Source organism: Janibacter sp. CoH_79_TC_3, from assembly GCF_058197955.1.
In genome coordinates, this window is the sequence record NZ_JBXWIV010000005.1 from 114,694 (window position 1) to 127,488 (window position 12,795).

Below are 12,795 nucleotides of genomic sequence, written 5' to 3' on the forward strand. Positions count from 1 at the left end.
TCCATGAGTAAGCTGCAAGCCCCCTTTACCCCGCTTAATATCGCCATCTTGACGGTTTCTGACAGTCGTACTCTTGCAGAAGACACCTCAGGGCAGTATTTGGTCGATCAATTGACAGCAGCAGGTCATCAACTGGCTGATCGTCAGCTGATTATCGATGATATTTATAAAATCAGAGCCGTTATCAGTGGCTGGATTGCAGACCCTAATGTGCACGCTATTATCACCACTGGCGGTACCGGTTTTTATATCCGCGACAGTATGCCGGAAGCGGTTGGAGTGTTATTTGATAAATCGGTCGATGGCTTTGGCGAGATGTTCCGCTTAATCTCAAAAGACGATATCGGTATGTCTACCATCCAATCTCGCGCCGTGGCTGGCATGGCAAATGGCACCGGTATTTTCTGCTTACCTGGCTCATCAGGTGCTTGCCGCACTGCTTGGGAAGGCATCTTACAAGAGCAGCTCGATAGCCGCACGCGTCCTTGTAATTTTGTGCCGCACTTTATGCGCACCAACCCAGGCCATGATTGATCAATGGTTGAAGTTTCGGATAGCTTAATCGAAGTAGATAGACTGAATCGCTTAGCCGGTATCGTTATCTTGGCAGGCGGCGCATCCAAACGTATGGGAACGCCAAAAGCTGAGCTTATACTGCCCACAGGTGAGCGTTTGCTTGATTATCATGTTAGGCAGGCGCTTGAATTAAGTGCCGCGATGATGAGCAATCTACCTATCATGATTGCCGATAACGGACGTGGTTTTAGCGTCAATGCAGATTTGACTAAGAAAAAACCGCAGTCGCCAATCATTCATATCGCTGATTATCTGTCTAGCAATACTCTTTATGGTGATGATGACGAGCAGATCGAAACCGGCGGCGCGTTGGTAGCGATTGAATCAGCGCTGCAATACCTAACCAAATTGACGAAATCGACAAATACGGTTGAGCTAACTGAAATATCAGGCAAGCAATCCTCTTGGCTGCTGGTTATTAGCTGCGATAGTTTGATTCCTATCAGCGATTTATGGCAAAAACTAAAACCTTATATCACGCAACCTGCAGATAAGTCCGTTATTTGCCTGACCGATAACGAGCATTTATATCCATTGTTAGGTTTATATCGTTTAAGTATTGAGCCTGAGTTAAAGCATTATATTGACGCTGGACAGCGGCAAGTAATGAAGTTTATTAAGCCGATTGTGCAGCCTGTCCCTTTTGTAAAAGCATGGCAAGATTTAACCAATTTTAATACGCCTAAAGATTTTGTACGTGCTTGTTTAGCTTTGGTCGACTTATGAAAACTTTGGTTGAGAGAAACAGGCTTTAATAAAAATCCGCCATTTAAGAAGCACTGTATTTAAGAAAAATTAGCCATTTAAGAGAAATAAAGAATGAATAGCGACAGTCAAAACAACAGTAACCAACTAACCAAGCAGTCAAGCAAGCAGTCGGGCTTATCACATTTAGATAGCGACGGTGATATCACCATGGTTGATGTGAGTGGCAAAACGCCCACCACCAGAGAAGCCAGTGCACTTGGGCAAGTGGTTTTCCCTGCGGATATTTATACGCAAATCAAAGCCGCCGACGGCATGACCAAAAAAGGCAGCATCACCCAGACCGCTCATATTGCCGGTATCATGGCAGCCAAACGCACCCATGACCTGATTCCGCTTTGTCATCCTCTACCATTAGATAAAATCAGCTTAAGCTTTGAATACGATGATAACCAAAACAGTATCACTGTGACTGCCACTGTCAAAGTTACTCATAAAACTGGCGTAGAAATGGAAGCGTTAACCGCCGTTAGTGTCGCCTGCTTAACCATTTATGATATGACTAAGGCAATCTCGCATGACATTGTGATTGATAATATCCATCTCATGAAAAAAACCGGCGGTAAGTCCGACTATCAACATGCCTGAAATTAATTTGAAAACTATAAAGTTAAGCAGTTCATAAATAAGGGAGATTGCTATGAGCACTTTAATAGAAAGCAATACACATTCTAAGTTAGACACCACGATGAATATTAACGTCTTATATTTCGCTAGCTTAGCCGATGAAGCAAATTGTCATGAAGAAAAAATCACGGTGCCACAGTCAACTTCATTGACCGAACTGTATGAGCAGCTGCGCCAAAAGCATCGTTTTAGTCGTCCGCAGTCGGAGTTACGTGTGGCAGTAAACGACTATTTCGCTAAGTGGACAGATGAGATTTATGAGGGCGATAGTGTGGTTTTTATCACGCCGGTTGCTGGCGGTTAAAACCCTCCAAATATTTATTTATATAGCTAATAATCTTAAAATAATAAATAGAGAAAATAGTTATGACAGACACGGTACATGGCCAATCGATGAGCATTAAGCGCAGCATCGATGAGGCTTATCTAATCGCTGAACGTGATGGTTTTGCACTTTTAGATATCGATATCGATGAAAATCGACTTAAAAAAACGCTCGATGATGACGGCTGCGGCGCATTTGTGTGCTTTGAGGGACGGGTACGCAATCATAATAATGCCAGTAGCGTCAATCGTTTGACCTATTATGGTTATGAAGACCTCGCCATCAATCAAGGTCGCGTCATTATCGAAGAGGCCAAAAAGCGCTTTGAGATTACTCATGCCATTGCCATTCATCGTATCGGTGCGTTAGAGATTGGCGATGTGGCGGTTTGGGTTGGCGTCGTCTCCGCCCATCGCTATCCTGCTTTTGACGCTTGCCGCTGGATATTAGATACTATCAAAGCAGACATTCCGGTTTGGAAGCAAGAATATTACCAAGATGATTCCTCCAAGTGGCTTAGTAATAACGGTTAAAAATGTAATTCAAATAACTGCTCAAAGCGCTAGCTAGCATTTAGCAATAACAGTGAGCAATAACGAGCAATAATAGGAAGGTTCCATAATAATGAATAAAATAGTAACCATAACCTCAGTTTGCTTAGCGTTAATGCTAACTGCTTGTAGCAAAGAGCAAACCACTCAGCCTATTCAAGCGGACACCGACAACACTACTAAGCAGAGTCAAACGCTGCGCATCGCTGCTGCTGCTAATTTATCTGACGTATTGCCTGAGATTATTGCGGGTTATAAAATGGATAAAAACTTGCCTGCGCAAGAGATTGAGGTGAGTTATGCTTCTTCAGGTAAGCTATATGCACAAATTACCTCTGGCGCACCTTATGATATATTTTTGTCCGCCAATCAAGAATTTCCCGCCAAGCTTGCCAAAGAAAAGTTAAATAACGCCAATTCTGCTGATGAAGCAACTCATCAGCCCTTTACTTATACCCAAGGTCAACTGGCACTCTATAGTGTTAAAAAGTCTCTTGACGGCCTTAACGCTGCTAGATTAAACGAATTACTAATGAATGGGGCTGACAGTAAAATCACTATTGCCAATCCAGAACTCGCCCCTTATGGTAAGTCAGCACAAGTGTATTTACAGACGCAAAATATCTATGGCGCTCTCACTGAGCAAAATCGTATTATACAAGCTGAAAATATTGGGCAAGCGTTTCAATATGCTCATACTGGCAATGTCGATTATGGCTTTGTTGCCCAATCACAGCTGACGGCGATTAAAGCCAAACCTGAACAGTTTTATACGTTAGCGCCAGAGTCTTATCCAGCTATTTTGCAAGATGGGATAGTGCTTAATAATAATACTGCCGCGACAGATTTTTCGAACTATTTGCGCTCACCTGCTGGACAGCAGTATTTTTCTAAAGCCGGCTACCTTGCGGTTAATTGATTTCTTTAATTGATATAGCTTTAATTGATTGATAAATTAAATATATTCATTTATTGATAAACTTGCAGATAAACTCAACGAGTAGACGGTTAGGATAAATGAAACGGTTAGCATGGACTAAGCCAGTTGATAAGTAACGCTATGATTGCTCAATCTCTAATAGCAGACATGCTAAGCCCTGTTTGGGTAAGTATCAAGCTTGCTGCTATCACCACTTTATGTTTGCTGCTGTTCGCTACGCCTGTGGCATATTGGCTTGCCAAACCCAGCCGTGGACAAGCGGTATCTCGTCTTAAGGTTTTGCTGATCGGCATCATTGCCATGCCACTGGTTCTGCCGCCTACCGTGATTGGTTTTTATTTATTATTGCTACTTAGCCCCAGCGTCGGTATTGGAAAATGGCTTATCGAGCATAATTTCAGCCCCTTGGTTTTTACCTTTGAAGGACTGGTTATTGGCTCTATCATCTACTCCCTCCCCTTCTATATTCAGCCCGTCTACGCGCAGTTTTTACGCATTCCACCAAGCGTGATGGAGGTCGCAAGCTTACTAGAGCCCAGCCGTCTTAGACGCTTTATAAGGGTTGCTCTACCACAAGCGCGCATTGGTATTATTTTGGGCAGTTTAATCAGCTTTGCCCATACCATTGGCGAGTTTGGCGTGGTGCTTATGATAGGTGGTAGCATTTCAGGTGAAACCAAGGTTGTGTCGATTGCGATATATGAGCAAGTAGAAGCGCTAAATTATGAAGCAGCGCACATGATGTCGGGGATTCTTATCATTATGGGTATTATTATGGTAGCGCTGATTGCCAGTGTTAGCCGGCTTAATCAACGCCCATAGCCATTTAATTAATCAATTAATCAATTAATCAATTAATCAATTAATAACAATTTAAACTTCTTATTTAAGAAATTAAATTTCTATATTACTGGGTTTTTTTCGCCAAATCCAACTCGTTGGCATAAGCAAATAAAGCCGGTGCACCGCCAGTATGCCAAAATAAAACGCTGTCAGTTTTGTTGATTTTCCCTGTACGAATCATATCTATGAGCCCGCCCATCGCACGACCGGTATAAACAGGATCTACCAATATCCCTTCTGTTTGAGCAGTCAAAGCAATAGCCTCATTTTCTAATGAGCCCACTACGCCATAACCTTCGCCAACATAATCAGAGTTAAGAATCAAATCTGAGGCGGAAAACTCGCAATCTGCACCGATTAGTTTTGCCGTTTTATTAGCAAGCGCCAGTGTATATTGATCGAAAGAAACTTTATCGGTTTCACCTTTATCAATATTGATGCCCACGATTTGATAAGGTGAGTTAAATATTTTATTGCCAAGCATTAGGCCTGCTTGCGTGCCGCCAGAACTTGACGCAAACACGATATGGGTAAAGGAGATACCCATGCTTTGACGCTGCGATTCTAGCTCTTTAAACGCTTCTACAAAGGCTAACGCACCTTGCTCACTTGAGCCACCGTACGGCACTACATAGACATTCTTACCTTGGTTGGTTAATTGCTCAACGATGCGAGGAATGTCTTCGCCTTTGCGATTGGTGCCTGCCCAGTGAATATGACAACCGAATAGCTTATCTAGCAACAGATTGCCACTTGCCAGCTCCGGCTCTTCGCCGCCCAAGACTAAATGACACTCCAGCCCTAAGCTCGCCGCAGCAGCAGCCGTCTGACGACAATGGTTTGACTGTATCGCGCCTGCGGTGATGATGGTATCAGCGCCTTTGGCAAGCGCGTCACCGAGGATAAATTCAAGCTTGCGAGTTTTGTTGCCACCCAATGCCAGTCCCGTATTGTCATCTCTTTTCATATAAACTTTGGGACCGCCCAAGGCTTTACTCAATCGTTTCAGCTCAATTAATGGGGTTGGAAAAAAACCTAACGGCTCTCTAAGTAGGTGGTTATAGTCCATGGTGTATTTTTATCCCTATGATATTATTTATCTAAATTTACCTGTTAGCACCGCATGTAGAAGCACGATAAGCAATGCTAGCTTCCATTTTAGCTGGATAATATAACTTTCTGTTACTTTCTGCCTGTTAATTGCTAATTGCCCCTTGCTGCAATTTATAAAAATTAACTCCGTTTAATTAAAAACGTTAGGTCAGCCGTTATTAGAACTATAAATCTAATCGACGTAATCTAAGCGCATTACCAATCACCGACACTGACTATAGGCTCATCGCTGCCGCGGCTATCATCGGGCTAGGCAGCAGACCAAACGCTGGATAAAGCACGCCTGCGGCAATCGGTACGCAATCGCGTCATAGACGAAAGCAAAAAATAGATTTTGTCTGATATTACGCATGGTCGCGTGGCTAAGCTTATAGGCTTTGGCAATACCCATTAAATCCCCTTTTAGCAAGGTAATTCCTGCGCTCTCCATTGCAACATCCGTACCTGTACCTATGGCAATGCCGACATTAGCCTGTGCCAGTGCAGGCGCGTCGTTGATACCATCGCCTGCCATCGCTACCAATTTACCATTATCTTGCATCTCTTTAACAATGCGGTTTTTGTCCTCTGGTGAGACATCGGCATGGACTTCATCGATGCCTAATTTATTGGCGACGGCTTGCGCGGTTTTTTCGTTATCGCCTGTTAGCATGACAACTTTTAGCCCAGCCTCGTGTAGCAGCTTTATAGCATCGGCAATACTTGGCTTAATCGGATCAGCAACCGCAACCAAACCAGCCGCTTTACCATCTATAGCGACAAACATCACCGTTTCACCGTCTTTTCGGCGCACGTCAGCCTTAGTAGATAGCTCCTTATCAAAACTGTTTAAGCGCTGCATCAACTTTGAATTGCCAATAGCAACTTGCTTGCCATCAACTATGGCTTGTACTCCCTCACCAGTAGTTGAATTAAAGTCATGAGCTTTAGGAATAGTGAAGGATTTATCTTGAGCAGCTTTCACGATAGCCTCTGCTAAAGGGTGCTCGCTCGCGCTTTCTACTGCGGCTACGAGTGCCAAAAACTCATCTTCATCTTGCCCTGCCAGCGCGTCAATTGCGGTAAGCTCAGGTTTACCAGCGGTCAGCGTTCCAGTTTTATCGACGACGATGGTATCGACCTTTTCCATCGTCTCTAGTGCTTCGGCATTTTTGATAAGGACGCCATTTTGCGCGCCCATGCCTGTACCCACCATGATTGACATTGGCGTTGCTAAACCAAGCGCACAAGGACAAGCGATAATCAATACAGCAATCGCATTGACCATGGCATAGGCCATCGCAGGGTCAGGCCCGAATAGCGCCCAGACGATAAAGGTGACGATAGAGCTGACGATGACAATGGGCACAAACCAACCTGCCACTTGGTCAACCAAGCGCTGTATAGGCGCGCGGCTACGCTGGGCATCGGCAACCATTTGTACGATTTTGGACAATACCGAATCTGCTCCGACATTGACCGCTTCGACTAATAACGTGCCAGTACCATTTACTGTACCGCCAGTCACGGTGTCGCCTTTTTCCTTGGAAACAGGCATCGGCTCACCCGTTATCATTACAAAATAGTTAGGTAATGCCGTCATAGTTAATATCAGTATTTGTTAATAATATAATGCTTAAGAGTATGAATACTACATTTAACGCTGAAGTTACTGCCTAACGTTTTATAAAGGCATTTGATAGGAAGCGCTTAATAACAGGCGCTCTTTTTATACATTTAGTTTGGTTTCTCATAAAATCAAACTACTCACTAGGATCAGAACCCGGTGGAAAATCATGACGGAGCTGAGCGACGTTCGCAGCAGTGACTTTATCGGTAAATTTATTCAGATCACTATGCACATATTGAGTGACCGCTGCTATTTGTTCATCGTTCATCATGCTGTGAAAGGAAGGCATACCGCGTAGACCATTCACCACAACACTAATAATATAATATTTTGATTGCATCTTACTATTATCAGCAAGCGGCGGATAGTAACCAGCGCCTTGTGCACCCTTGCCATCTTGCATATGACAGCCCGCACAAGAATCGTCATAGAGCTTTTTGCCGTTGGTCGTTATAAAGCCCTTTTTACCTTCAGAGCTGCCTTCAAATTTTGTAAGCCATTTTTTCAGGCTAGCATCTTCTGTGATTGTTGGTATTGAGCTGACATCGACGATATTAGCTTTTGGCGACCTAAGCGCTTCTTTGGTCATATAGACGGCACCCCACGCGCCATTATTGCGACTGGCTTGATTGTCAAAGACCATTTGCGTCGCTTGTTGCTGACTGGCAAGGGTAGATGTTGTATGAGCGGTTTGGTCTTTTTTATATTGACTACAGCCAGATAACGCGACTGTGCCTCCAATAGTTAATATCATTACCACAGCAAGTAGGTTTAATTTGCTCATATCCATGATGACCTCTGAATTTATTATTGTTATCACTATTAAGCATTTTTACTAATCAATGCCGTTAATCAACAACCACTCCGACTAACCGAGCTTTTTTGCCTTTTGATGTAGTCGCTGAGCGGCATCCATGCCAGATAAAATTGCACCTTCTTGCCATGCTGGGATATGTGAGCAGTGTTCACCTGCCAGTACGATACGGTGATCAATCGCGCATAGCGTATTGTAGTACTGATCGCGGCTTGATTCACTCCAGATACCATAGCAACCGAGCGACCATGGAATACGATGCCAAGCGACCGAGGTTCCAGAGCGGAACTCTTTGGTATATTGTGGATGAATATGTTTGCCATACTGTAGTGCCGCATCGATGCGCTCTTTTGGATTCAGGGTATTAAATCGATAAGAGGCTTCGCCAAATCCATAGGCGCCAAGTAGTACCCCTGAGCCGGTGGTAAACATATCGTGTGAAGGATAGGATATTTGTGAGATGGGCATGTCGGTATAGGTGATACCGCCATAAATCCATTCGTCTTCTTCCCAAAATCGGCGTTTGAACTCTAAACCTACTTTATAAGAGGTGTCATAAGGGACCGCTGCCATCGCTTGCTTCATTGGTGCTGAGACGTTAATGTCAATCTGGGTCAATACCGACAATGGAATATTGCAAATACACCAGTCAGCACGCACGGTTTTAGTGGCACCATCAGGATTGTTACTATTGCTGCTACTATCGACGTAATCAACAGTGACGCCACTCTCATCTTGATAAATCTTAGTGACTTTAGCGTTGAACGTAATCAGGTCTCGGCATTCGCGAGTGAAGGCATCACCGATTTTTCCCATCCCGCCGACAGGCTGGAACATCGCTGGTTGATGGTCATATATCGTATAGTTGCTATAAATATCTGACCACATGCCTGAATTTAATAGTTTGTTCATCGGTATCGGTGTCGAGGGCTTAGCATCAGGCATGAGCCCGCCACCCGGATAAACGCTATAACCACGGTGCTTACTGGTTTCATGGCTTTTAACATAGCGATAATTATTATCAAGGACGCCCCACCCTTTTAAGCCTTCTAATAGCTTTTCTTTGTCCTCTTTATTGACCGTCTTATCGAGGCTACCGGTATTAACCGCTTTAGACAATAGCTCTGAGACATAACCGCGGATATCGCTTTGTACCTCGCCTAAGCGCTGCGGTGCGCCATTAAAATGGCTGGTACGGTGCAAATAGGCGCGGTCATTAGTTTGTATAAAGGGCTGCAATGCTACACCAAATTTTTTACAATAATGAAATACGGCATAATGGTGAACCGGCAGCCGCCATGGTCCGCCGTTAAAGTAGTTGCCTTTTTTAAAGTCGCAAGTCACCTCGCCACCACCAAGCTCAGTATATTTATCACCAGCGTTTAGTGTCCAACTGCGCCCACCACCACGATTTTGAAATTCCAGAACCGTCACTTTATAGCCGGCTTTACGTAGCTCATAAGCAGCAGTAAGCCCGCCCAATCCTGCGCCAAGAATCACAATGCTAGCGCCAGCAGGCGCACCCTTTAAATTCATCTCTTGTTTAAAGCTAGATTCAGAAGCAAAGCCCAATGTGGTCATCGCCTGATACATTGCTGTCGCTCCTGCGGTCTTACCAATCATTGACAGCAGTTGCCGACGTGTGGGCGATTGAAGCATATCATTCATTTTATTATCCTTATTATAGAACCGTCATCCATGACATCAGGTAGTAATAGGTGTTTTTATAGCTGGATTAATAGTGCAGTTAATAGCACTACTTTAAGATGCGTTTGACGTCAGCAGCACTCACATCACTATTTGGTAGACCACCGAAATTTATCCGCACGTAATTGGTAATACTGGCAATCTGCGCATGAGTTAATTGTTTCTCAAAGCCGGGCATTTTGGGTGCGGTGTTTAACGCCCCTTTTGCGCCATAAGCAATAACGTTAACCAGTGCGTCTGGCTTAACGCGACGAATACTACTCAGTCCTACAATAGAGGCGTAACGAGCATCGGGCTGCGCGTAACCATCTACTCCGTGACAGCTGCCACAGGCAGCAAGATATAGCGCTTTTTGCGAGTTTTGGTCATGATTAGAACCAGTATTAGTCGTAGATTTTGCCTGCGCTAAATAGTCTTTTTGCTCGATTAAATTGTAGGTAATAGAGCGACTTACCGGGTTTGCCAGTCGTGACGTATCCACGGGTATCACATAATCGTCCGTCTTGATGATAGGGACGACTTTTAGATAAGCAGCCATTGCGCTTAATTCATCGTCGCTTAGATAGCGGGTACTATGGGCGACCGCTTCAGCCATAGGTCCACCGGCATAAGCGCGTTTATCGAGCAAACCGGTACGTAGGTAAGTGACGATATCATTCTCGCTCCAACGCCCGATACCACTGTCATTATCTGGGGTGATGTTGGGTGCATACCATTTACCAAGAGGCGCACCAGATAAATATTTTTTCTTATCAAGACCTTGCGTGAGGTTGCGCGGGGTATGACAAGTGCCGCAATGTTCTAAGTTATTAACGAGGTATTCACCGCGTTGCTGGGTTTGGGTAAGCCCTGCACGGCTTTCGGTAGAAGGGACATTAATCACATTCCAAGCGAGCATTAAGGTTCTGATATTTAATGGAAATGGTAGCTTAGTTATTTTTTCAGGTGCCTCCTCTACTGCAGGCACGGTCTGAAAGTAGGCAAATAACGCACTAATATCCGCATCAGCTATACCATGATAAGACGGATATGGCATCGCAGGATAAAGCTGATGCGTGGGCGCCCGACCTTTTTGCAGGGCTTTTTTAAAGTCATTTTCAGTATAATTACCGATACCATAACGTTGAGAGGGCGTGATATTGGTCGAGTAAATATTGCCAATCGGTGTTTCAATTGCGACGCCACCGCTATAGTCCTCGCGATGACAAGCCATACAGTCAGCAGTACGGGCGATATAGGCACCGCGATTGGCAAGATTACTATTTGCAGGGCTGACATTAGGTAAGCTAGTAGCGGGACTAATATTAAGCATACTTATCGCATGAGGTAAGCCTGCGCTATCAGCCATGACAGCGCTGGAAGCCATATTTAGTACAAGTGCTGATAACATTATAGAAATTGGCTTCATAGTATCCTCGCTAGGCTGGCAAAAACTCATTTTTAATAACGTTGGCTATGACGCTATGACACGCTGATTATTTACTGAACTTAAGAAGCTACTGTTTAGCCGCTTCGACTTGAATATTTAACGTCAGATTTTTAGTCATACCGAATAAAACATATTTTTTGATATTCCACTGAGTACGGTCAATCGTGGCGGTAAAATTGCCGCCACAGACCGTTCTATTAAGTGGAGAGCTCAGGTAACAATTAAATTTGGTCGCCAGTAAGCTAATAGGATGGGTCTGACCATTTAAGGTTAGCTTGCCATCCACTCGTGTGACCTTTGGATTGTCTTTGTCAGAGCTGAAATGCCATTTGCTAGATTCAAAACGAGCCAATGGAAATTGATCCATATTAAAAAAATCAGGTCCCATCAGTTTAAGATTAAAAATCTTGCTACCGGTGTTTAAGGACTTTATGGGAATAATAAGGGAGATGTCGCCGGTTTTTGCGCTCGGATCATACTGGAGTATTCCAGTCACATTATAGAAGCCACCAGTGGTAGCAGAGGTTTTGAGGTGGTCAATAGCGAAGCGTACGTTGGAATGGTCAGGCTCGATTTTATAGGTAGCAGCATGGCTGCCAACCGTACAACCTGCCAGCAATAATAGTGTCCCTAATCGCTTGCAGTAACGTAATACGACTTTGTCAAATACAAGCTGGCTCATGACAACATTCCTTTGTTGTGTAATCTTACTTATGACACGCTTCGTAAAATTTTACTAGCCCTATCTTATTAAACTGAATACAAGGGTCGTTCACTACAGCAGATAAACAACTATGTTTTCAATTAAATATTATTGATATTACGTCGAGCCATTAAACGACGTTTGATAAACCAAGCAATAATAATAACCACAGCGAGTAATAAGAAACCCTTAGAGTATGGTGCTAGCATAGTTTCAATCACTTCGTAATTCTCACCAAAATAATAGCCAGCAATGGTTAATAAGCTTGTCCAAATGCTTGAGCCCAAAGCAGTAAATACCAAAAAAGGAAGCATCGGCATTTTACTCATTCCCGCAGGGATGGATATAAATGAGCGAATACCCGGCACCATACGTCCAAAGAAGACCGCTTTGCTGCCATGTTTATCAAACCAAACACTAGAGGAACGTATATCACTAGGCTTAACGAATACGTATTTGCCGTATTTTTCAGTAAATACCATTAAGCGATCTTCATTCAGTAAGCGCCCTAGATAATATAACGGCAGTGCTCCAATTACCGAGCCAAGCGTACCTGCTAGGATGACCAGTATTAGGTTTAAATCACCTCTAGCTACCGCAAAACCAGCGGCAGGCATGATAAGCTCAGAAGGTATGGGCGGAAAAACATTTTCGGCAAACATAGCAAAGATAATACCGAGATAGCCAAATTTTGCCATGATAATTAGTACCCACGCGCTTACCTGACTCATTAAAATACCTTGTTAAGTAACCGATGTGATTTTTGCACTATGAGCCATGAGCCATGAGCCAT

The 12,795-nt window shown here is 43.8% G+C and carries 14 protein-coding genes; 7 read left to right on the forward strand and 7 right to left on the reverse strand.

Annotated features, from left to right (window positions below; translation table 11 throughout):
* Nucleotides 1-3 precede the first annotated feature (3 nt).
* The 7 genes from moaB to modB all read left to right on the forward strand — a co-directional run bounded on the left by moaB (nt 4) and on the right by modB (nt 4,606).
* Nucleotides 4-534, forward strand: a complete 531-nt coding sequence (moaB, locus tag AC2FA3_RS06845) for a molybdenum cofactor biosynthesis protein B (RefSeq protein WP_045447155.1) — start codon at nt 4-6, stop codon at nt 532-534.
* Between the two features lie 3 nt (nt 535-537).
* On the forward strand, nt 538-1,302 hold the full coding sequence (gene mobA / locus AC2FA3_RS06850; protein WP_490508938.1) for a molybdenum cofactor guanylyltransferase: 765 nt from the start codon (nt 538-540) through the stop codon (nt 1,300-1,302).
* Between the two features lie 93 nt (nt 1,303-1,395).
* A complete protein-coding gene (moaC, locus tag AC2FA3_RS06855) occupies nt 1,396-1,929 on the forward strand; it encodes a cyclic pyranopterin monophosphate synthase MoaC (protein ID WP_490508939.1) in 534 nt (177 codons plus the stop codon).
* Nucleotides 1,930-1,981: 52 nt separating this feature from the next.
* Nucleotides 1,982-2,272, forward strand: a complete 291-nt coding sequence (locus AC2FA3_RS06860; RefSeq protein WP_490508940.1) for a MoaD/ThiS family protein — start codon at nt 1,982-1,984, stop codon at nt 2,270-2,272.
* 62 nt (nt 2,273-2,334) lie between these two features.
* The gene (locus tag AC2FA3_RS06865; RefSeq protein WP_490508941.1) at nt 2,335-2,826 is read left to right on the forward strand and encodes a molybdenum cofactor biosynthesis protein MoaE; all 492 of its coding nucleotides are present in this window, start codon (nt 2,335-2,337) and stop codon (nt 2,824-2,826) included.
* A gap of 91 nt (nt 2,827-2,917) precedes the next feature.
* Nucleotides 2,918-3,763 carry a molybdate ABC transporter substrate-binding protein gene (gene modA / locus AC2FA3_RS06870; RefSeq protein ID WP_490508942.1) on the forward strand — a complete coding sequence of 282 codons (846 nt, stop codon included), beginning with the start codon at nt 2,918-2,920 and terminating at the stop codon, nt 3,761-3,763.
* Nucleotides 3,764-3,904: 141 nt separating this feature from the next.
* Nucleotides 3,905-4,606: a molybdate ABC transporter permease subunit gene (gene modB, locus AC2FA3_RS06875; RefSeq protein WP_490508943.1), complete on the forward strand. Its 702-nt coding sequence runs from the start codon at nt 3,905-3,907 to the stop codon at nt 4,604-4,606.
* Between the two features lie 85 nt (nt 4,607-4,691).
* Here modB and AC2FA3_RS06880 read toward each other — a convergent pair whose 3' ends face one another.
* The 7 genes from AC2FA3_RS06880 to AC2FA3_RS06910 form a co-directional block, all read right to left on the reverse strand.
* Nucleotides 4,692-5,696: a D-cysteine desulfhydrase family protein gene (locus AC2FA3_RS06880; protein ID WP_490508944.1), complete on the reverse strand. Its 1,005-nt coding sequence runs from the start codon at nt 5,694-5,696 to the stop codon at nt 4,692-4,694.
* 285 nt (nt 5,697-5,981) lie between these two features.
* Nucleotides 5,982-7,322 (reverse strand): heavy metal translocating P-type ATPase, encoded by a 1,341-nt coding sequence (locus AC2FA3_RS06885; RefSeq protein ID WP_490508945.1) that lies wholly within the window; start codon nt 7,320-7,322, stop codon nt 5,982-5,984.
* Between the two features lie 160 nt (nt 7,323-7,482).
* Entirely contained in the window at nt 7,483-8,133 is a 651-nt protein-coding gene (locus AC2FA3_RS06890) for a c-type cytochrome (protein ID WP_490508946.1), read from the reverse strand.
* A gap of 84 nt (nt 8,134-8,217) precedes the next feature.
* Complete coding sequence (locus AC2FA3_RS06895) at nt 8,218-9,831, reverse strand: flavin monoamine oxidase family protein (RefSeq protein WP_490508947.1); 1,614 nt, start codon at nt 9,829-9,831, stop codon at nt 8,218-8,220.
* Between the two features lie 88 nt (nt 9,832-9,919).
* On the reverse strand, nt 9,920-11,278 hold the full coding sequence (locus AC2FA3_RS06900) for a c-type cytochrome (RefSeq protein WP_490508948.1): 1,359 nt from the start codon (nt 11,276-11,278) through the stop codon (nt 9,920-9,922).
* A gap of 88 nt (nt 11,279-11,366) precedes the next feature.
* Entirely contained in the window at nt 11,367-11,981 is a 615-nt protein-coding gene (locus AC2FA3_RS06905) for a YceI family protein (protein WP_490508949.1), read from the reverse strand.
* A gap of 122 nt (nt 11,982-12,103) precedes the next feature.
* The gene (locus tag AC2FA3_RS06910) at nt 12,104-12,733 is read right to left on the reverse strand and encodes a DedA family protein (protein WP_490508950.1); all 630 of its coding nucleotides are present in this window, start codon (nt 12,731-12,733) and stop codon (nt 12,104-12,106) included.
* Nucleotides 12,734-12,795 lie beyond the last annotated feature (62 nt).